This window comes from Methyloglobulus morosus KoM1, assembly GCF_000496735.2.
Lineage (GTDB): Bacteria > Pseudomonadota > Gammaproteobacteria > Methylococcales > Methylomonadaceae > Methyloglobulus > Methyloglobulus morosus.
The window spans coordinates 1-19,876 of sequence record NZ_AYLO01000110.1 but is presented as its reverse complement, the minus strand read 5'-3'; the positions used below and the strand labels follow the sequence as shown (position 1 = coordinate 19,876).

21 protein-coding genes are annotated in these 19,876 nt (G+C 48.6%); 15 read left to right on the top strand and 6 right to left on the bottom strand.

Going from position 1 to position 19,876, the window contains the following annotated elements; all coding sequences use genetic code 11:
* Positions 1 to 179: 179 nt before the first annotated feature.
* The 15 genes from urtB to MGMO_RS14225 all read left to right on the top strand — a co-directional run bounded on the left by urtB (position 180) and on the right by MGMO_RS14225 (position 15,611).
* Positions 180 to 1,790, top strand: a complete 1,611-nt coding sequence (gene urtB, locus MGMO_RS14295; RefSeq protein ID WP_235557298.1) for an urea ABC transporter permease subunit UrtB — start codon at positions 180 to 182, stop codon at positions 1,788 to 1,790.
* 2 nt (positions 1,791 to 1,792) lie between these two features.
* Positions 1,793 to 2,884 carry an urea ABC transporter permease subunit UrtC gene (gene urtC, locus MGMO_RS14290; protein ID WP_023495767.1) on the top strand — a complete coding sequence of 364 codons (1,092 nt, stop codon included), beginning with the start codon at positions 1,793 to 1,795 and terminating at the stop codon, positions 2,882 to 2,884.
* Positions 2,881 to 3,669, top strand: a complete 789-nt coding sequence (gene urtD, locus MGMO_RS14285; protein ID WP_023495766.1) for an urea ABC transporter ATP-binding protein UrtD — start codon at positions 2,881 to 2,883, stop codon at positions 3,667 to 3,669. The genes urtC and urtD overlap by 4 nt, the downstream gene beginning before the upstream one ends.
* Positions 3,669 to 4,451 (top strand): ABC transporter ATP-binding protein, encoded by a 783-nt coding sequence (locus tag MGMO_RS14280; RefSeq protein WP_023495765.1) that lies wholly within the window; start codon positions 3,669 to 3,671, stop codon positions 4,449 to 4,451. Before urtD ends, MGMO_RS14280 begins: the two co-directional genes overlap by 1 nt.
* Before the next feature lie 18 nt (positions 4,452 to 4,469).
* Positions 4,470 to 5,054, top strand: coding sequence for a HupE/UreJ family protein (locus tag MGMO_RS14275; protein WP_023495764.1), 585 nt, complete (start codon positions 4,470 to 4,472; stop codon positions 5,052 to 5,054).
* Between the two features lie 6 nt (positions 5,055 to 5,060).
* Positions 5,061 to 5,897 carry an urease accessory protein UreD gene (locus MGMO_RS14270; protein ID WP_023495763.1) on the top strand — a complete coding sequence of 279 codons (837 nt, stop codon included), beginning with the start codon at positions 5,061 to 5,063 and terminating at the stop codon, positions 5,895 to 5,897.
* A 76-nt stretch (positions 5,898 to 5,973) separates the two neighbouring features.
* A complete protein-coding gene (gene ureA, locus MGMO_RS14265) occupies positions 5,974 to 6,276 on the top strand; it encodes an urease subunit gamma (protein ID WP_023495762.1) in 303 nt (100 codons plus the stop codon).
* Positions 6,277 to 6,285: 9 nt separating this feature from the next.
* Positions 6,286 to 6,603, top strand: a complete 318-nt coding sequence (locus MGMO_RS14260) for an urease subunit beta (protein WP_023495761.1) — start codon at positions 6,286 to 6,288, stop codon at positions 6,601 to 6,603.
* Positions 6,600 to 8,303: an urease subunit alpha gene (gene ureC / locus MGMO_RS14255; RefSeq protein ID WP_023495760.1), complete on the top strand. Its 1,704-nt coding sequence runs from the start codon at positions 6,600 to 6,602 to the stop codon at positions 8,301 to 8,303. Before MGMO_RS14260 ends, ureC begins: the two co-directional genes overlap by 4 nt.
* A gap of 2 nt (positions 8,304 to 8,305) precedes the next feature.
* Positions 8,306 to 8,737, top strand: a complete 432-nt coding sequence (gene ureE, locus MGMO_RS14250) for an urease accessory protein UreE (protein ID WP_023495759.1) — start codon at positions 8,306 to 8,308, stop codon at positions 8,735 to 8,737.
* Positions 8,682 to 9,401, top strand: a complete 720-nt coding sequence (locus tag MGMO_RS14245; protein ID WP_023495758.1) for an urease accessory protein UreF — start codon at positions 8,682 to 8,684, stop codon at positions 9,399 to 9,401. The genes ureE and MGMO_RS14245 overlap by 56 nt, the downstream gene beginning before the upstream one ends.
* Positions 9,402 to 9,408: 7 nt before the next feature.
* Positions 9,409 to 10,020: an urease accessory protein UreG gene (gene ureG / locus MGMO_RS14240; protein WP_023495757.1), complete on the top strand. Its 612-nt coding sequence runs from the start codon at positions 9,409 to 9,411 to the stop codon at positions 10,018 to 10,020.
* Between the two features lie 204 nt (positions 10,021 to 10,224).
* Entirely contained in the window at positions 10,225 to 12,675 is a 2,451-nt protein-coding gene (locus MGMO_RS14235; RefSeq protein WP_023495756.1) for a galactose oxidase-like domain-containing protein, read from the top strand.
* 979 nt (positions 12,676 to 13,654) lie between these two features.
* A complete protein-coding gene (locus MGMO_RS14230; RefSeq protein ID WP_023495754.1) occupies positions 13,655 to 15,010 on the top strand; it encodes a two-component system sensor histidine kinase NtrB in 1,356 nt (451 codons plus the stop codon).
* On the top strand, positions 14,991 to 15,611 hold the full coding sequence (locus tag MGMO_RS14225; protein ID WP_023495753.1) for a response regulator transcription factor: 621 nt from the start codon (positions 14,991 to 14,993) through the stop codon (positions 15,609 to 15,611). Before MGMO_RS14230 ends, MGMO_RS14225 begins: the two co-directional genes overlap by 20 nt.
* Before the next feature lie 2 nt (positions 15,612 to 15,613).
* Here the strand turns inward: MGMO_RS14225 and parC are convergent, their stop codons facing one another.
* Genes parC through MGMO_RS14195 form a run of 6 tightly spaced genes read right to left on the bottom strand, consistent with a single transcriptional unit; the run spans position 15,614 to position 19,427 of the window.
* Positions 15,614 to 17,848 carry a DNA topoisomerase IV subunit A gene (gene parC, locus MGMO_RS14220; RefSeq protein WP_023495752.1) on the bottom strand — a complete coding sequence of 745 codons (2,235 nt, stop codon included), beginning with the start codon at positions 17,846 to 17,848 and terminating at the stop codon, positions 15,614 to 15,616.
* A 5-nt stretch (positions 17,849 to 17,853) separates the two neighbouring features.
* Positions 17,854 to 18,348 (bottom strand): acyl-CoA thioesterase, encoded by a 495-nt coding sequence (locus tag MGMO_RS14215; RefSeq protein WP_023495751.1) that lies wholly within the window; start codon positions 18,346 to 18,348, stop codon positions 17,854 to 17,856.
* Between the two features lie 51 nt (positions 18,349 to 18,399).
* Entirely contained in the window at positions 18,400 to 18,690 is a 291-nt protein-coding gene (locus tag MGMO_RS14210; RefSeq protein WP_023495750.1) for a type II toxin-antitoxin system RelE/ParE family toxin, read from the bottom strand.
* On the bottom strand, positions 18,687 to 18,911 hold the full coding sequence (locus MGMO_RS14205; RefSeq protein ID WP_023495749.1) for an addiction module protein: 225 nt from the start codon (positions 18,909 to 18,911) through the stop codon (positions 18,687 to 18,689). Before MGMO_RS14205 ends, MGMO_RS14210 begins: the two co-directional genes overlap by 4 nt.
* Positions 18,908 to 19,165 carry a hypothetical protein gene (locus tag MGMO_RS14200; RefSeq protein ID WP_023495748.1) on the bottom strand — a complete coding sequence of 86 codons (258 nt, stop codon included), beginning with the start codon at positions 19,163 to 19,165 and terminating at the stop codon, positions 18,908 to 18,910. The genes MGMO_RS14205 and MGMO_RS14200 overlap by 4 nt, the downstream gene beginning before the upstream one ends.
* Positions 19,137 to 19,427, bottom strand: a complete 291-nt coding sequence (locus MGMO_RS14195; RefSeq protein ID WP_023495747.1) for a BrnT family toxin — start codon at positions 19,425 to 19,427, stop codon at positions 19,137 to 19,139. Before MGMO_RS14195 ends, MGMO_RS14200 begins: the two co-directional genes overlap by 29 nt.
* Positions 19,428 to 19,876 lie beyond the last annotated feature (449 nt).

Sequence of the window (19,876 nt, the reverse complement as noted above, 5' to 3'; positions counted from 1 at the left end):
ATCCGCCCCGAAAAAACAGTTCGGCCCGCTCGTTGCTGAGTTTCCATAAACGGCAGAAAAAACTGTGCTTTTGAGACAAATAGGGCTTAACTTAATGGCAGTGACGCCGGAGCGTGGGAACGATGAAATCCATAACGCATAGAATGAAACCCCATATTTTTAAAAGCTGTTTACTTTCAATGGCACTGTTAATACTGTGTTTGCCAAGTTTTACGCTTGGCGAAGAAACAGTGCAGATTGATGTCTTTAATGAAGCACTAACGAAGCTAACTGCCGCTTCGATGCAGGAACGCAGTGCGGCGGTCGAACAACTGGCCGCTGTGCAAGAACCCAGGGCTATCGTTGTTTTGCAGGCCTTATTGGATGGGCATTTATTAAAGCTCAAGAACGACGGCAAACTCGTTATCGGTACCGACAACGGCACAGGTTATCAACTGAACGATGCTAAAACCGGACAGGATTTAGGTAGGGCTGACCGTGAAGCTACGCAAAAAATCACGGTCAATAATAGCCTTAGGACTTCGTTAAGAAAAACTATTGGACGCCGCGAGCTTATGGCAACTGACGCCAAAGTGCGGATTGGCGCAGTCCATGCCATTGCCAAAGCGATAGACCAAGAAGGCCTAGTCTTATTGCGTGATCGTCTCGCCATAGAACCGGACTCAAGCGTTCAAGATGAAATTAAATTGGTACTTGGCCTGGAAGACTTAAATAGCATGGACAAGACCATCCGACTAGCCGCCATAGATTTGCTAAAAAACCATGCCACTCAAGATGTAGTGAACCGCTTAAATACCTTGGTCGAAAAGAATGCCGATGGTAATTATGCGGAAGCGGATGCAGATGTCCGTAATCAGGCTAAAACGGCCTTAGTCGCGATTAATTCCCGATTGAAACTCTATGCCGGCATCGAAACCTTATTTTTCGGTCTGAGCCTAGGTGCTGTGCTGGTGCTGGCGGCGATTGGATTGGCGATTACCTTTGGTGTAATGGGTGTCATCAATATGGCACACGGCGAATTGATGATGCTGGGTGCATATACCACTTATATGATGCAGCAACTTATGCCGAATTCCTTGGGGTGGTCGTTGATATTGTCTATTCCCGCTGCGTTTATGATTTCCGCATTAGTGGGCATAGCCATCGAACGCGGTATTATCCGATTTCTTTACGGTCGGCCTCTGGAAACGTTGCTGGCGACCTTCGGGGTCAGCCTCTTTTTACAGCAAACGGTGCGGTCAATTTTTTCGCCGCTGAACCGCAGTGTCGCCACACCGGAATGGATGAGCGGCACTTGGCAAATTAACGATTTCCTTTCGCTAACCTGGAACCGTTTGTACATCCTGGTGTTCTGCTTACTGGTGTTCGCCTTATTATTGCAAATTCTTAAACATACCCGCTTGGGCCTGGAAGTCCGCGCTGTTGCCCAAAATCGCGGCATGGCAAAAGCGATGGGCGTTCCTACTGCACGGGTCGATGCTTTAACTTTTGGACTAGGTTCAGGTATTGCCGGTGTGGCTGGCGTCGCTTTAAGCCAAATCACCAATGTCGGCCCGAATTTGGGACAGGCTTACATCGTCGATTCTTTCATGGTGGTGGTGTTCGGCGGCGTAGGCAATCTTTGGGGAACGCTGTTGGCAGGCTTTACTTTAGGGATAGCCAATAAACTGCTCGAACCTGTTGCCGGTGCTGTCCTCGCTAAAATATTAGTCTTGGTGTTCATCATCCTGTTTATCCAAAAGCGCCCACGTGGTTTGTTCCCGCAAAAAGGCCGGGCGGCGGAGAGCTAACCATGTTGTCGACTTTGTATAGGCAAGATAAAACAGCAAGTTGGTTGTTGGGTGCCATCGCCCTACTTTCAGTGCTTGTCCCGTTGTTCAATTTCATTTTTCCTGTCGAATCGGCACTGCATTTTTCGGCCTACAGCGTTTCGATCATGGGCAAATACCTGTGCTTTGCGTTATTGGGATTATCGCTGGATTTGGTCTGGGGATATTGCGGCATCCTGGCTTTAGGGCAAGGCGCATTTTTTGCTTTGGGCGGCTATGCAATGGGTATGTACTTGATGCGCCAGATCGGCAACCGCAGCGTCTACGGCAATCCGCTATTGCCCGACTTTATGGTCTTCCTCAACTGGCAAGAACTGCCCTGGTACTGGTACGGCTTCGAGCAGTTCTGGTTTGCGGCGCTCATGGTCGTCTTGGTGCCAGGCCTGTTGGCGTTTGTATTCGGCTGGCTGACCTTTCGCTCGCGGGTGACAGGCGTTTACTTGTCCATCATTACTCAAGCATTGACCTATGCCTTGTTGTTGGCATTTTTCCGCAATGAAATGGGGTTTGGCGGCAATAACGGCCTAACCGATTTCAAAGATGTTCTGGGCTTTAATATACAATCCGAAGCCGTCAGGGCAAGCCTGTTACTGATTTCTGGCCTAATGCTTATTTTGGCTTTTATGGTCAGCCGTTGGATCATGATAAGCAAATTAGGCAGAGTAGTGACGGCAGTGCGCGACCAGGAAAGCCGTGTACGATTTTTAGGCTATCGCGTAGAACACTTCAAACTGTGGGTTTTTGTCTTCTCCGCCATGCTGGCCGGCATAGCAGGAGCCTTGTATGTGCCGCAGGTCGGCATCATCAACCCCAGTGAGTTTTCCCCCTTGAATTCACTAGAAATCGTCATCTGGGTAGCTATTGGGGGTCGTGGGACTTTATATGGCGCCATCGTCGGTGCAGTGCTGGTCAACTATGCCAAGACCTTACTAACTGGATGGGCACCGGAAATCTGGTTATTTTTCTTGGGCGCGAGTTTTATCCTGGTAACCGTATTTTTGCCCGATGGTTTAGTCGGTTTCTGGCAACGTCGCCTACAGGCGCAAAAACCATGAACGAGCTAGTGCATAAACCCAAAACGGGGGAATTGGATACCAGTCATGGGCCGATCTTATACCTAGAAGCGGTCAGCGTCAGCTTTGATGGCTTCAAAGCTTTAAATAACTTATCCATGTACATTGATGCAGGGGAATTGAGATGTTTGATCGGCCCGAACGGCGCAGGCAAAACGACCTTAATGGATGTTATTACCGGCAAAACCCGTCCTGATAGTGGTTCGGTATTTTTTGGGCAAACTATAGACCTGCTACAAATGGATGAACCCGCCATTGCCACGGCGGGGATTTGCCGGAAATTCCAAAAGCCAAGCGTCTTTGAAACCCTGACCGTATTCGAAAACCTGGAACTGGCCTTGGCGACAAATAAAGGCGTATGGACAACCTTGTTTGCCAAATTAAACGGGACACAACGTGATCGTATTGAACAGGTAATGGAAACCATCGGACTTACCGAACATCGGTTACACTTAGCGGGTATCTTGTCGCACGGACAGAAACAATGGTTGGAAATCGGCATGTTACTGATGCAAGAACCCAAAGTGATGTTGGTCGATGAACCCGTTGCCGGCATGACCCATCAAGAGGTCGAACGTACCGCGCAATTGTTACTGTCCTTACAGGGCGAACGATCCATCATTGTCGTCGAACATGACATGGAGTTCGTGCGGTCCATTGCCCAGCATCGGGTTACCGTATTGCATGAAGGTTCGGTGTTGACCGAAGGCACCATGGATGAAGTGCAGAACGACCCACGTGTCGTACAAGTGTATTTGGGGGACTAATGCTGAATATTGCCGGGTTAAATCAATTTTATGGCGGCAGCCATACCTTATGGGATGTCCACTTTGATATGGCTGCCGGTTCCTGCGTGTGCCTGATGGGGCGAAACGGGGTGGGCAAAACCACGTTATTGAAGTGCATCATGGGACTGATCGCTGTGCGTGATGGCAATATCAACTACGACGGTGCCGCATTAAGTCACGCCAAACCCGAATTACGCGCTGAATTAGGCATTGGCTACGTGCCGCAAGGAAGGGAAATCTTCCCCTTATTGACGGTGGAAGAAAACCTGAAAATCGGCCTGCGTGCGGTGCGTAAACAGGGTATTAAATCAATCCCCGAACATATTTATGATATTTTCCCCGTATTGAAACAAATGCTCAAACGGCGGGGCGGCGACTTGTCCGGTGGTCAGCAACAACAGTTGGCTATCGGTAGGGCGTTGGTGCTTAACCCAAAATTACTGATCCTCGACGAACCGACCGAAGGTATCCAACCCAATATCGTCAGCGAGATCGGCGATGTGATTATTCGACTCAATCGCACCAAAGGCTTGCCAACCCAGTTGCTCAAGGTCGGAGACGAAGCGAAAGATGAAATTCGCGAAGGCATCGTCAAAATCAAGAATGAACTGGGCGTGACGATATTGTTGGTGGAACAAAAACTACCTTTTGCGCGAAAAGTGGCAGACCAGTTTTATATTATGGATCGGGGACGCGGTGTCGCTGCCGGAAAAATGGCAGAGTTGAATGAAGACATGGTTAAGCGTTATTTGACGGTGTGAACACTGAGGCAAGTATTTATGAAAAAGCAAAGCATAACAAATGGGTTGTTGGCTATCCTGTTGACAGGTTTTTCTGCTCCCCTACTGGCACATACGGGTGTAGGTGCAACCCACAGCTTTATGGCGGGACTCATCCMCCCTTGGCTGGGCGTCGACCATGTCTTGGTGATGTTTGCCATTGGCTTGTGGGGCTGTGTCCAAGGAGGTAAGCAGATATGGGTATTGCCGCTGAGTTTTTTGCTGCTGATGGCAACTGGCGCAAGCTTAGGTTTTGCAAATTTTGCCCTGCCTTATGCCGAGCTTTGGGTCTCTTTGTCAGTGCTGGTATTCGGCTTGGTTATTTCGGTTAATTGGAAAACTTCCATAGCTTGGGCAATGGGCTTGGTGGCGGTGGTGGCGTTGTTTCATGGCTATGTACATGCTGCGGAAGCCTCAAACGGTGCAGATCAGATGGGTTATGCGCTGGGGTTTTTGTTTACTACCGCCGTTTTGCATGGCTTAGGTATTGCATCAGGTTTATTCGGAGCAAAAACATTCAGCCTTATGCGGATTAGTTTTGGCCTGATATGTACGGCAGTCGGCATACTGTTACTGGCAGGTTGAACAATCTTGGTAAACCAAGCGCTAGTAGCGCGCACACCAGCTAAAGGTTGGCAAGCCCGGTTGCAACTGGGCTTTGCACAAAGTGCTGGGAAGACTTTGCTGGTCAAGCGCGAACATGTTGGGCCTTTAACCGTACAACGACCGTTTTATCCTGAAGGTGGCGTGTGCCATGTGTATATCCTGCATCCGCCGGGCGGAATTGTGGGCGGTGATGACCTGACGATAGGCGCCAAAGCCGCCCCCCATAGCCATGCACTGATTACCACGCCCGCCGCAGGAAAGTTTTATCGCAGTTCCGGTGTACAGGCTGTACAAACAGTGCAGATCAATATCGCAAGCGGTGCGACAATGGAGTGGTTACCGCAGGAAACTATTATTTATGAAGGCGCACAGCTAAAGTCTTCGGTTAAGGTCGATTTGGCGACAGATGCCCGTTTTATCGGTTGGGAAATTTTGTCATTAGGCCGACCCGCCTGCGCCGAAAATTTTGATTACGGCTTAGCGGATTTGAGTTGGCAGATTTTTTGTGAAGGCCGTCCACTATTATTGGAACGCCTCCACCTCGATGCTAAGGCTTTTTCTGCACGGTGGGGGTTGCAAGGTTATTCGGCATGTGGCACTTTGTTTGCCACGCCAGTCGGTGAGAAAGGCTTTTCGGCTGTCCAGGAATTAATTGGCGATAGCAAAAACCGTGGTGTTACGCGCATTGAAAACCTGCTGGTCTGCCGGGCGTTGGACACCAGAAGCGATCGGCTGCGTGGTTTTTTTGAACAGGTTTGGGCGATTGTAAGGCCTGAAGCCTTACAACGTAAGGCCTGTGCGCCACGTATATGGGCAACTTAAGTAAAGCCGCTCATGGTGGGCTTGTCGAACCCTGCACGGGTCTGCTATATAGAAGTAACCGGATTGGAATGTAACTATGCAATTAACACCACGCGAAAAAGACAAATTGCTGATATTTACTGCTGGCCTTTTAGCCGAACGGCGTAAAGCCAGGGGGCTTAAACTAAATTACCCAGAAGCCGTGGCATATATCAGTGCGGCAATCATGGAAGGTGCAAGAGACGGTCAAGCCGTTGCCGAACTAATGGAATTGGGTCGTACCCTGCTCTTTCGGGATGACGTTATGGAAGGCGTTGCGGAAATGCTGCCGGATGTCCAAGTAGAAGCCACTTTCCCTGACGGCACCAAACTGGTGACTGTCCATAATCCAATCGAATAGGAATAGCTTATGATTCCAGGCGAAATTATTACTCTTGAAGGTGAACTCGATTTGAATGTGGGACGCGAGGTGATTCATGTGCTGGTAGCCAACAGCGGCGACAGGCCTATCCAAGTCGGTTCGCATTATCATTTTTTTGAAACCAATCCGGCTTTGCATTTCGACCGCCCCCTAACGCGCGGCTTTCGATTGGACATTCCGGCAGGGACAGCGGTGCGCTTCGAACCCGGCCAACAACGCGAAGTAAAATTGGTTACGTTTGCTGGCTTGCGCCGGATTTACGGTTTTCGCCAAACGGTAATGGGCGCATTGGAGTTGGATAGATGAGCCGGATTAACAGACAAGCCTATGCCGACATGTTCGGCCCTACGACGGGTGACAAGGTACGCTTAGGGGATAGCGGCTTGTTTCTTGAAGTTGAAGAAGACCGCACCGTTTACGGTGATGAAGTCAAATTCGGCGGCGGCAAAGTAATCCGTGACGGTATGGGGCAAAGTCAGCTTGATTCGCTCACGGCAGTCGACCTGGTCATCACCAATGCACTCATCGTTGATTACTGGGGCATTATCAAGGCAGACCTCGGTATCAAGAACGGGCGTATTGCGGGGATCGGTAAGGCAGGCAACCCGGATACCCAACAGGGCGTGGATATTGTCATCGGCCCTGGTACGGAAATTATTGCTGGCGAAGGCCAAATATTGACGGCAGGTGGTATAGACGCGCATATCCATTTTATTTGCCCCCAACAAATCGAAGAAGCTTTGATGTCGGGCGTGACGACCATGATCGGAGGCGGCACAGGGCCCGCTACGGGCACGAATGCGACGACCTGTACGCCTGGGCCTTGGAATATCCGTCACATGCTGATGGCCTTGGATGACTTCCCGATGAATTTCGGTTTGCTGGGCAAAGGCAATGCCAGCTTGCCTTCTGCATTGGAAGAGCAAGTCCACGCTGGTGCCATGGGACTAAAACTGCATGAAGATTGGGGCACGACACCCGCAGCCATTGATTGTTGCCTTTATGTCGCAGAGCAATTTGATGTGCAGGTCGCTATCCACACCGACACCTTAAATGAATCGGGATTTGTGGAAGACACCTTTGCGGCATTTAAGGGTCGCACCATTCACACCTACCATACCGAAGGTGCTGGTGGCGGTCATGCCCCAGATATTATTAAAGCGTGTGGCGAACCCAATGTGCTGCCCTCTTCCACCAATCCCACCCGGCCTTATACAGTCAATACGGTAGACGAACATCTGGATATGCTGATGGTCTGCCATCACCTTGACCCCGGTATTGCCGAAGATGTTGCCTTCGCTGAATCACGCATTCGCCGTGAGACCATTGCTGCCGAAGACATACTGCACGACCTGGGAGCATTCTCGATGATTTCTTCCGATTCCCAAGCCATGGGGCGGGTCGGCGAAGTTATAATCCGAACCTGGCAAACCGCGCATAAGATGAAAGCACAACGAGGCCAATTAAAGGAAGATACGGCGCATAATGATAATTTCCGTATCAAGCGCTATATCGCCAAATACACCATTAACCCTGCCATTACACATGGAATTTCCCATGAAGTGGGTTCGATTGAAGTGGGTAAATTGGCAGATTTGGTGTTATGGCATCCGGCTTTTTTTGCCGTCAAGCCTAGCCTTATTTTAAAGGGCGGGTTTATTGCCGCCGCACCAATGGGCGATCCGAATGCGTCAATCCCAACGCCACAGCCGGTGCATTATCGGCCTATGTTTGGGGGATTCGGGAGGGCTGCGTCGGCAACATCGATGTTCTTCTTGCCCAGAGTCGCTGTCGAATCAAATGTTGCAAAAATATTGAAACTCAAAAAGCAAGTGGGAACGGTAAAAGGGACGCGTACTGTCGGCAAGAAAGATTTGATCCATAATAACTACCAACCGAAAATTGAAGTCGATCCGCAAACTTATGAAGTTCGTGCTGACGGTCAGCTTTTAACTTGCGAACCGGCGACGCTATTGCCGTTCGCCCAACGCTACTTTTTATTTTGAGTATGCTGAAATTGACTGAATTAGTGGCTGACTCGACAACGTCTGATGATGTGGTGACCTTGCCTTATGAAACCCGTCAAAAAAGCCGCCTCTTAAGCCAGACCGATAGCGGGACAAAAATCGGGATCTTTTTGCCGCGCGGTCAAATGTTAAGCCACGGCTTGGTATTGAAAGGGCATGACGATTATCGCGTTCGGGTGAATGCAGCGGCTGAATTGTTGTCCGTAGTACGCACCGATAACCCCTTACAATTCGCCCGCGCCTGTTATCATCTGGGCAATCGCCACATTGCTTTGCAGATCCTGCCTAACGAATTGCGTTTTTTGGCCGATCACGTCCTAGACCAAATGCTGGCTGGACTTGGATTAACCGTCACCCATGAATCACTGCCCTTTGAGCCGGAGCAAGGCGCTTATCACGGTCATGGTCACTGAATTGTCATTGTTGCGCTTACTGCAATTGGTCAGCCCAGGTTTGCCAATCGGGATGTACAGTTATTCCCAGGGAATGGAACGCGCAGTCGATGACGGTTGGATAGCTACTGCATCCGAAGCGGAAGAATGGATGAGCGGCATCATGGAAAGTTGCCTAACAGGTATCGACTTGCCCATATTGGCAAGGCTCTATGTGGCATGGAATAGCGATGATGAAGATAGTGTCTGCCATTGGAGCAGGACATTAATCGCGTACCGTGAAACCGCAGAACTAAGGGCAGAAGACAGGCAAACCGGTCAAGCCTTGGCGCGCCTGCTTTCTGATATGGGGATGCCCACCATGCAGGCCTGGATACGCAAACCAGAAACCACACTTGCTACGGGATTCAGTTTTGCCGCCGTTAACTGGGGCATCTCAAATGACCAAGCAATGCTGGGTTATTTATGGAGTTGGCTGGAAAATCAAGTTTTATGTGCCGTCAAATTAATTCCGCTAGGACAGGTGGCGGGGCAACGCTTATTGGCGGATTTAGCCGCGACCATACCGGGCCTAGTTGACAAGGCTTTACAACTGAGTGATATTGAAATCGGTGGCAACGCATTCAGTTTGGCTTTAGCCAGCAGTCGGCATGAAATGCAATATTCAAGACTCTTTCGTTCGTGAGGATAAAATGAATAACAAACAGATATTACGGGTAGGTATCGGCGGCCCAGTGGGTTCCGGCAAAACAGCATTAGTGGATGCCTTGTGCAAGCATATGCGCGGTGATTTTGAAATCGGCGTTGTCACCAATGACATCTACACCCGAGAAGACCAACAGTTTTTAATCCGCAGCCAAGCCCTACCGGAAGAACGGATTTTAGGCGTAGAAACAGGCGGTTGCCCGCATACCGCCATCCGTGAAGATGCGTCCATGAACCTCGCTGCGGTCGATGAGCTAAGCCAGCGTTTTGAAAACCTCGACTTTATTATCGTCGAGAGCGGCGGCGACAACCTCAGCGCTACCTTCAGCCCAGAACTCGCTGACCTGACTATTTACGTGATCGACGTATCGGCAGGCGACAAAATCCCCCGCAAAGGCGGCCCCGGCATCACCCGTTCCGATTTATTGGTCATCAATAAAATCGACCTTGCGCCTTATGTAGGGGCATCGTTGGAAGTTATGGATCGGGATGCCAAGAAAATGCGTGGATCACGACCATTTGTTTTCTCGAACTTAAAAACGGGCATCGGCCTTAAAGATATTGGCGATTTTATTGTTGAACAGGGCATGTTGAACTAAATAGTGATATCGTCCACTTTAGTGCCAACCTGCACCTTAATCTTTAAATAAGTATTACCTTCACTTTGTCAGGCACTGCCGATTAAACCCAATCAATTTTTATGGGGTATTTGTTACTATGCACATAAGCTGTACTCGACATTTCCAATCCTGAGGTCAAATCTCAAGCCATTGACATAACGCACAGACTGGAGGAACAAGCTCATGCCAAACCATTTCATGAACATTCCCGACTGGTTTTCCTGGGAAAACCAAGGCGCAGGCATTGGGGCAGCCGACCTGAATGGCAATGGATTGCAAGACCTCATAGTAATCATGGTTGATGCGCCGCCCGGCCAGAATGCGGCAAATTACCGGATTGGTCGAAACCTGGACAATAAGGGAATGGTTACCGGCGGTTGGAGTGAATGGAAAGCCGTCCCGGATTGGTTCTCTTTTGAAAACCAGGGTTCGGGCGTTGCGGCATGGGATCTGGACGGGGACGGACAGTCCGAACTGATCGTCTTCATGATCGACAACCCGAACGGTAAAAACCAAGGATTTTACCGGATAGGTAAGCAGCTAGATGTCGATGGCAATGTACACGGCGGTTGGGGCCCATGGGTTCCGGTGCCGGACTGGTTTTCCTTCGAAAACCAGCATGGTGCCATTGCTGTCGCCGACCTGGATAACGATGGCCACCCAGAATTGATCGTGTTCATGATTGACAATCCTGGCGAACTGAACCAAGGCCTGTACCGGATAGGCAAGAAATTGGATGCCAACGGTAATGTAACGGGCGGCTGGACACCGTGGCTACCCGTCCCTGGCTGGTTCTCCTGGGAAAACCAAGGCGCGGGTATTGCCGTTGCAGACATGGGCAATGGTATTCGGGATCTGGTCATCTTTCATATCGATAACGCTATCGGCCACAACCAGGCTTTCTTCAAAGTCGCAAAGCAGGTCGACGCAAATGGTAATCCGGCTGGCGGATGGGATGCGTGGATGGGCGTACCCGGCTGGTTTTCCTGGGAAAACCAAGGCGGCGGTATTGCCGCCGTGGCATTGGGCGGTACGCCGAAACTGCTGGTTCTGATGGTCGATAATCCGCCAGAACTGAATGTCGGCCTCTACGAAGTGGTTGACCTGGTCGAAGACCCAGCAATCCATGGGCAATGGGAATTATTGCCTTATCACTCCGGTGTCTTGGCCGTCCATGCCGCCCTGTTACCTACCGGTAAAGTGCTGTTCTTTGCGGGTTCTGGCAGTAGTCAAGTGCGTTTCCATAGCCATGACTTTGGTGATGTGGACAAAGGCGTGTCAATTAGTGTTGTTTGGGATCCTTCAGCCGCCACTGGCCCAGGGAACCCCAACTTTTTCCACCCGCCCACACTCGATGATGCCAACGGGAAACCTTTCGATATGTTCTGTTGCGGCCATACCTTTCTCCCCGACGGACGTTTGCTGGCTGCCGGAGGGACGTTGGATTATGGGCCATTCCGAGGCCGCACCGAGGCGGCTGTGTTTGATCCAACCACCCAAGACTGGTCTTTCGTCAAACACATGGCGCATGGCCGTTGGTATCCCACATTAATTACACTTGCGGATGGTCGTCTTCTAGCAACAACCGGACTGGATGAAGGCTTTGCCAACAACCATAACCAAACGCTAGAAATTTATTCTGCCGTGACAGATACTTGGGAGCTTAAGCATTTTGCGCCTGGATTTCCAGGACTGCCCTTATATGCCCATTTGTTTCTTCTTAAGGACGGAAAAGTCTTTTTCTCTGGCGGTCGAATGGACGATGAACTGGATGTCCAGCCGTGCCTTTTCGACCCTAACCAAAACCCAGTCCATACCCAGCCCGTGAACGACCTGCTCGATCCGATATTGCGTAACCAATCGGCCAGCGTAATTCTGCCGCCCGCGCAAGACCAGAAAATCATGATTATGGGCGGCGGCCCTGCCGGAAAACAAAACCAGACCGACTCAACCGGCATGGTGAGCATTGTTGATTTTAATGCAGCCCATCCCAACTATGTCGCCGCTGCGCCCTTGCTGCTTCCACGTATCCATCTGAATGCAATAATCCTGCCTGACCGCACGGTCTTTGTCAGTGGCGGTTCCCTCAAACAGGAAACAATCCCGTTAGCGCGATTGCAGGCGGAACTCTATGACCCTTCAACCGATACTTGGCACATGATGGCAACTGCCATAGTGCCAAGGCTTTACCATTCTGTCGCCTTGCTGCTACCCGATGGCCGCGTAGTGGCGGCAGGCAGCAACCCTTTTGGTGGCCAATCTGTCGCCTGGGAACCCGCCGATCCGCAAGAAGAAATGCGGTTGGAAGTGTTTAGCCCGCCTTATCTGTTCAAAGGGCCTCGACCATCTATCGGGGCCGTTCCGACGGAATGGGGATATGGAAAAACCATTACTGTCAAATCAACACAAGCAACGTCAATTCGTTGGGCCAGTTTGATCCGCAGCGGTATAACGACGCATTCCTTCGATTGCGGCCAACGCCTGGTCGACTTAGCGATAGTTTCCCAAACTCAAGCCCAACTAAAAGTCCAAGTAACCCATGAATCCGGCATTGCGCCGCCAGGTTGGTATATGTTGTTCCTGACGGATACTAACGGAATTCCATCCGTTGCAAAATGGATTCATTTGGCATAACCAAGGCCCATGCATGGTCCATCATTATTAAACACACAACTGCATTGGTTTTGATTGGTCTCGCTAAACTTCACAGCTTGCTTCATCCATTTAAGCAACTGCGGATAATTCTATCCTCAGCTTACCAGGACTTGGGATGGATAAACGGTAAGGTATTGGTTCCGTTCTCGCGGTGAACTATAGGCATATAGGACAGCCAAACCCAAAAGCATCGACTTGCTCGGAGTTCCCTTGTTAGTGAATAATTCGCCCGCAAAGAAACCTCCCAATGTGCCGCCACAAAGGGAGGTGTAAACCAAGCAGGGATATCAGGAAATCCTGCTTGAAGGCACCACACACGCTTGAAGAACCAAAATACGGCTAACTGGTACGCCTTACCATATTGCTATAGATAGCCGCACTTGCAAATAATAGGGTCGAGATTACGAATTCACCGGAAACAAAACTCCACATACCGATGATGAAAAGAAGCCCGATCAAGATATCTTTATGTAAACTACTCATCGACACACCTCTATCACTGTAAATAATGGATAACAGGCATCTAAATGGAAGATGCATGAGTTATATCAAGCAGAATGTATGCCAATTTTTTATGTTTTTTACTACCCACCATATTGTTCATTAATTACAATCGCTTATTAACAAAATAATGGGCGATAGGCATTAAATTAAACAATCAATTAAATATTTAAGCGTTACAAATGTGCAATAAAGCCAGTTGATTGCACCATTTAAGCCACTGCTGTTCAGTGATTCGAATAATTTTTTTAGGCAAACAGCACGCAACAAAACGGGGCAATTATTGGGTTTCTGCCAGAAAGCCAACCGTTTAATTTTGTTGATAACCGCTTATGATTTCCTATAATTGTCCTACACTTAGTCATGGATTTTTATACGATGCAGTTGAACCCCATATTGCCTGTAAGTTTAAGGTAAAGCGAATGTCGCCCAAAAACAAAGACACCCTATCAAACGTATGCTAATCAAGCCCGACACTATTGAACAACTGTCCAGCACAGAACTGCAAACGCTATTGATCCAATACCAGTCTCGTCAGCTTGAACTTGAACAACAAAATAGGGGGCTTTCTGAGCAAATCGCATTGTTGGAAAGCCATATCGTCAAAAAAACTGACCAGCTAACCGACAAAAATAACACCCTAAAGAAAACCATTGACGAGCTGAATTATTCACGGCATCAACTGCTCGAACGCGAAGCCAAACTCAATTCCATCCTAAATGCCTCAATTGAGGGCATTATCGTCATTGATCCTGCCGGTGCAATCGTCTCGGTGAATACGGCGGTAGAAAATATTTTTGGTTATCATGCCGAAGAGTTAATTGGCAACAGTATTAGGCTGTTGATGCCGATTGCCATGCGAAAAAACCAGGATCTTTACCTTGAGAAATACCTGCGTATTTTTATACCCAAAGCCTTGGGGCAAATCAGGGAAGTTGAAGGCTTACGCAAGGATGGCCTGCTCGTTCCGCTGGATATGACTGTTGCTGAATTTCCGTTGGATGGGGTGCGTTATTTTAGTGGTATAGTGCGGGATGTGAGTGCGCGGAAACTTCAGGAACAACAAGAAAAAGAACACCTGGAAAAACTCGCCCACGTCACCCGCGTTGGCCTCATGGGTGAAATGGCTTCGGGTATTGCCCATGAGGTCAACCAACCGCTTTCTGCTGTCGTCAACTATACCCAGGTCTGTATGCGCCTGCTTCAAAGCGAAAACCAGGATATGGCCAAAATCGGCGAAATCATGCAAAAAGCCAACCAACAAGCACTTAAGGCAGGCCAAATAATCCATAGCATGAGGGAGTTTGTAAAGCACCGCAAAATTCATCGCTCCACAGTCGATATCAATGACTTAATATACGATGCGATTAGCCTATTTGAGTCCGATTTTAAGCAAAACTTGATCTCCATGCGATTTGAACTGACCAAAAGCCTACCCAGCGTATTCATTGACCGGGTACAGATCGAGCAAGTACTGCTCAACTTAATCAGGAACAGTATCGATGCCCTAAAGGAGTTGCCGCAATTTACCCAACGGCAACTCTCGATAGAATCCAGCCTTAATCCTATCAATTACATTGAGGTCAGGGTTAAAGATAACGGGCCTGGACTTACGCCGCAACAACAAGAAAAAATATTGACGCCTTTTTTCACCACCAAATCGTCCGGCATGGGCATGGGCCTATCCATAAGCCGATCTTTGGTAGAATCCCATCATGGCACTTTGCATTTCAATAGCAAAGAAGATAAAGGCACCACTTTTTATTTTACATTACCGACGGAGAACACCGACTATGGACGAAACGAAACCTAAAACCCTGGTTTATTTGGTTGACGATGACTTTTCTGTAAGGGATTCCCTGAGCATGCTCATCGAATCGACCGGACAGGATGTCAGGTGCTTTGAATCCGCCGATGATTTCCTGAATAATTTCGACCCAGACCAAGCCGGTTGCTTGATCCTGGATGTCCGTATGCCTAATATGACCGGCCTGGAGCTTCAAGAACAACTGGTGCGCAGGGATTTTGCCATTCCTATCATCTTTATCAGCGGACACGCCGATGTGCCTGACTCCTCAAAGGCATTCCGGGCGGGTGCCATTGATTACATGGAAAAGCCTTTTGACAGCGAAGTCCTGCTCAAACGCATGCAGGAAGCGATCCAAAAAGACCTGGATACCCGTGTTTATCAAGCAGAAAAGCGTAAATTAAAAAAACGCTTGAGTTTGCTGACGCCTAGGGAAAACGAAGTGCTTGTCTTAATTGTCAAGGGGCTTTCAAACAAAGAAGCCGCCAAACAGCTGGATGTCAGCAACCGCACCGTTGATGTCCACCGGGCAAAAATCATGGAAAAAATGGAAGCCCAAGACTTAGCTGAATTGACCGTCATGGCGATGCATTGCGAGTTGATTTAATATTACCCGGCAAATAACCCATCCACCCGCTGAAATCCTTTAGGCAAGTTTAGGCCCCGATTAGCACGATTACCGGAGTAATGTGCAATATCGTTAGTTTTCAAGGTCAATTGCCTTTTGCCGGAAACAATCACTAATTGCCCGTTGGCGGGAATGGTTGCCATAGCAATCACACGGTCTTTATCGGCAGATAAATCTTTGGTCGGTATCTGGATAATCTTATTACCCTTCCCTTTTGCCAGTTCGGGCAAGTCGATGACAGGAAAAATCAGTAAGCGCCCTTGCAGTGTGGCGACCGCCAACAAATCGCCCTGGTTTGCAATCGACGCAGGTCTTACAACAGTTGATTTGTCCGGCAATGAAATTAACGCCTTACCTGCCTTATTTTTAACAAACAATTCTTCTATCCGGACGCGGAAACCGTAACCCGCACTGCTGGCAAGCAATACCCAATCATCAGGATTGCCGGCCAACAAATATTTGAATAATGACCCGGCCGGCGGATTCAAGCGTCCCGTTAACGGCTCGCCCTGGCTTCTGGCGGAAGGCAGGTCGTGTGTGGTCGTGCTGTACACGCGTCCAGTGGAATCTAACACATAGACCGGCTGGGTTGAGCGGCATTTCACTGCATCCAGGAAACCGTCGCCGGAACGGTAACTTAAACTTTCGACATCGAAATCATGACCTTTTGCAGCACGTATCCAGCCTTTTTCGGACAGGACCACGGTCAAAGGTTCATTGGCGATTAGTGCCGTGGTTTCCAATGCTTGTGCGGCTTCCCTAGCGACAATAGGCGAACGGCGGTCATCACCGTATTTTTCTGCATCCTCTTCCAACTCGGATTTAATGAGGTTATTGAGCAATTCTTTTGAGCCTAAAATCGCTTCCAATTGCTTACGTTCCTGTTCCAATTCGGCTTGTTCGCCCTTAATCTTGATTTCTTCCAGTTTGGCAAGATGCCTTAATTTTAATTCAAGTATCGCCTCAGCCTGGATGTCGGTGATACCGAAACGTTCGATCATGACGGCTTTGGGATGATCTTCAAAGCGGATGATGGCAATCACTTCATCAATGTTGAGAAAAGCAATCAGCAAGCCCTCCAACACATGCAAGCGTGCCAGCACTTTGTCCAAACGGAATCGCAAACGCTTACGCACAGTCTCCGTACGAAAAGCCAGCCATTCAACCAAGATTTCCCGCAGGTCTTTGACCTTTGGCCGCCCATCCAGGCCGATCATGTTCATGTTGACACGATAGCTTTTTTCCAGGTCGGTCGTGACAAACAAGTGCGACATCACTTCGTCGATATTGGTGCGCTTCGATTTTGGCATTAACACCAAGCGAGTCGGATTTTCATGGTCGGACTCGTCGCGCAAATCCTCAATCATGGGCAATTTCTTCGCCAGCATTTGCGCGGCGATTTGCTCCTGCAATTTAGAACCTGACACTTGATAAGGCAGTGCGGTAATAATGATATTGCCGTCCTCCTCATTGTATTTGGCACGCATTTTGATCGAACCACCGCCAGTTTCATATAACTTGCGGATTTCATCGCGCGGCGTGATGATTTCGGCCTCGGTTGGGTAATCCGGGCCTTTGATATGTTCCAGCAGTTGTTCCAACGGCGCATCGGGTTTGTCGAGCAGATGAATACAGGCTCCCGCCACTTCCACCAGATTATGTGGTGGAATATCGGTCGCCATGCCAACTGCAATGCCCATCGTGCCATTCAACAGCAGGTTGGGCAGCCTTGCCGGCAAAATAACCGGTTCTTTTAAAGTGCCGTCGAAATTGTCCGACCATTCGACCGTACCCTGTCCCAATTCGCTTAATAAGGTTTGGGCGTAAGCTGTCAACCGTGATTCGGTGTAGCGCATAGCGGCAAAGGATTTCGGGTCGTCCGGCGAGCCCCAATTGCCTTGCCCGTCGATCAGCGGGTAACGGTAAGAAAAATCCTGAGCCATCAGCACCATCGCCTCATAACAGGCGGAATCGCCGTGCGGATGGAACTTACCCAACACATCGCCCACCGTCCTGGCGGATTTCTTATATTTGGCTAAGGCGGTCAAGCCCAATTCGGACATCGCATAAACAATACGCCGCTGCACCGGCTTCAAGCCGTCAGCGATATGCGGCAAGGCGCGATCCAGGATCACGTACATGGAGTAATCCAGGTACGCCTTTTCCGCGAATTCCTTTAACGGCAGGCGTTCGAAATTATCTTGTACGGCACCCATTCTCTTCACTCTTCCTCGGTTATCTCTTTGTTTAAGGCACGAACTTTTTCCAAACTTTCCTGGCGTAATTGTTTACGGATTTGTGCGCCAGTAAAACGTCGTTTTTCCGCTTCGGATTCCAATATTAACTGTGGCACTGCCATCGGTTTGCCCTCATCATCTACGGCCACCATCGTGAAATAGCAGGACGTGGTATGGCGCTTATCATGCGTCCGTAAATTTTCTGCGACTACCTTGATGCCGATCTCCATCGATGACCGCCCGACATGGTTGACGTGCGCCAAAAAAGTCACCAGTTCGCCAACATTGACCTGCTGCCGGAAGAACACCTGATCCAGCGCCGCCGTGACCACATAGCTTTTGCAATATTTCGCCGCGCAGGCATAAGCGACCTGATCGAGTAACTTAAGCAACGAACCGCCGTGGACATGGCCGGAGAAATTCGCCATATCGGGGGTCATGAGGACGGTCATGGTGAGGTATTTTTCTTGGTTGGGCATTTGTGTTCTTATTTCTGTGGAATGGGGCTTCAATTCGCTCAAACCCAATTGCTATTTACGGTTCTTCCAGTAATCCGGTTGCCGTCTTATGTGCATTATCGCAACAATTTCAATTTGTTCCGACGCTAATCTAAAAATGACTGCGTAAGGAAAATGCAGCAATCGGCACTTTCTGGCACTCTCGTCAATTTTTCGGTAAATGAGGGGATTACGGCAAACCCTGGTTATCGCATCATCAACAGCTTCAAGGAAACGCTTTTCCAATCCCGCTTGTTGGGATTTGTAAAATTGTATGGCTTGCTCCAATTCCTCACGCGCTTGAGGATGAAAGTAAAACTTCATAGATAGCGTTGTCTTAACTCAGCCATGAAGCTTCCCCCATCTATTAAAATTGAAGGATCGGCATCAATTTCATCGCACCGCTTTTTTATTTCTTGTCGCCAGGCAACAGACACATTGAAATCTTCTTCATAATCCAGGCTTTCGAGCAATATTTCAGCGACATAAGCCCTTAAAGCGGGTTCGAGTTTTAATGCCTGTTCAGTGATGGTTTCAATATTCATAAGTTACTTCCAGTTTTTGCGTTAGCACTATGCGATTCAACATAAGCATCCAGAAGACGGCGAATCATCCGTTGATATTGCGTGTGATTTTTAGTTGCCTCAGCCTTAAAAAAATCAATGCTCTTTTTGCTTAACGCAAGCGTAACCTTAACGCCTTCTTCATTAAACGCCAGTTCGGCGGGAGAAGGCAAGAAATCGGCGATTACCTTAACGTCGCCCAAGGGTTCATTGGTGTATTTGATTTTCGCGCTCATAAATTGCCTTTCCTTTGCGCCAGTAACCAGCGCCAATAATTCGTATAACTGAGGAACGATAAGTAAACCGTACCGTTAAAATCCCACCATTTACCTCACCAAAACAATAAAACCGTTCTTCGGTTTGGCTATGGGATTCGTCTTTGGCAATAACACGGCGTGGATCAGCAAAGGCATATTGGGCAACCGCGAATGAAACCCCATATTTTTCAAAATTTAGCCGATCCTTTTCTGCATCCCACTCGAACCTTGTTTTTGCCATCGGTTAAGGTTAACAAATAGCCATATAAATAACCATACGCTTATATGTAAATAAGTCCGTAGTAGGTTTAGAAACCTGATAGTGAACTCCAACTTTGTGTTGGGGTACGTTCCTCAGCCCAACCTATGCGCTATAAGACTTAAAGCGATTAACCTTGATGAAGTATAACGAAATCGAGGGATCAGAAGCTTCGTTTATCCTCGATTCGACTGCGTTACATTGAAAATAACTGCTGAACTGCATATAAATATTTTGTTTTTGTAAATTGATTGATATTGAACTTCAAATTCAATTTTTTCTTCGATTTGTGAATATACATTTGTGTCCGTATTTAGGCTTGTATATCTGGCATTGTTAATAAAGTATAGGCTTTAGCTCGCCGTTCCATTTGAGCATCAAAAGCATGACGGAATATTTAAGCATGTCTTTGCTTTTGCTGTAGCACTTCG

Coding starts and splice junctions, on each gene's coding strand:
- urtB (WP_235557298.1), top strand. CDS start 180: ATGGCACTGTTAATACTGTGTTTGCCAAGTTTTACGCTTGGCGAAGAA.
- urtC (WP_023495767.1), top strand. CDS start 1,793: ATGTTGTCGACTTTGTATAGGCAAGATAAAACAGCAAGTTGGTTGTTG.
- urtD (WP_023495766.1), top strand. CDS start 2,881: ATGAACGAGCTAGTGCATAAACCCAAAACGGGGGAATTGGATACCAGT.
- MGMO_RS14280 (WP_023495765.1), top strand. CDS start 3,669: ATGCTGAATATTGCCGGGTTAAATCAATTTTATGGCGGCAGCCATACC.
- ureA (WP_023495762.1), top strand. CDS start 5,974: ATGCAATTAACACCACGCGAAAAAGACAAATTGCTGATATTTACTGCT.
- MGMO_RS14260 (WP_023495761.1), top strand. CDS start 6,286: ATGATTCCAGGCGAAATTATTACTCTTGAAGGTGAACTCGATTTGAAT.
- ureC (WP_023495760.1), top strand. CDS start 6,600: ATGAGCCGGATTAACAGACAAGCCTATGCCGACATGTTCGGCCCTACG.
- ureE (WP_023495759.1), top strand. CDS start 8,306: ATGCTGAAATTGACTGAATTAGTGGCTGACTCGACAACGTCTGATGAT.
- MGMO_RS14245 (WP_023495758.1), top strand. CDS start 8,682: ATGAATCACTGCCCTTTGAGCCGGAGCAAGGCGCTTATCACGGTCATG.
- ureG (WP_023495757.1), top strand. CDS start 9,409: ATGAATAACAAACAGATATTACGGGTAGGTATCGGCGGCCCAGTGGGT.
- MGMO_RS14235 (WP_023495756.1), top strand. CDS start 10,225: ATGCCAAACCATTTCATGAACATTCCCGACTGGTTTTCCTGGGAAAAC.
- MGMO_RS14230 (WP_023495754.1), top strand. CDS start 13,655: ATGCTAATCAAGCCCGACACTATTGAACAACTGTCCAGCACAGAACTG.
- MGMO_RS14225 (WP_023495753.1), top strand. CDS start 14,991: ATGGACGAAACGAAACCTAAAACCCTGGTTTATTTGGTTGACGATGAC.
- parC (WP_023495752.1), bottom strand. CDS start 17,848: ATGGGTGCCGTACAAGATAATTTCGAACGCCTGCCGTTAAAGGAATTC.
- MGMO_RS14215 (WP_023495751.1), bottom strand. CDS start 18,348: ATGCCCAACCAAGAAAAATACCTCACCATGACCGTCCTCATGACCCCC.
- MGMO_RS14210 (WP_023495750.1), bottom strand. CDS start 18,690: ATGAAGTTTTACTTTCATCCTCAAGCGCGTGAGGAATTGGAGCAAGCC.
- MGMO_RS14205 (WP_023495749.1), bottom strand. CDS start 18,911: ATGAATATTGAAACCATCACTGAACAGGCATTAAAACTCGAACCCGCT.
- MGMO_RS14200 (WP_023495748.1), bottom strand. CDS start 19,165: ATGAGCGCGAAAATCAAATACACCAATGAACCCTTGGGCGACGTTAAG.
- MGMO_RS14195 (WP_023495747.1), bottom strand. CDS start 19,427: ATGGCAAAAACAAGGTTCGAGTGGGATGCAGAAAAGGATCGGCTAAAT.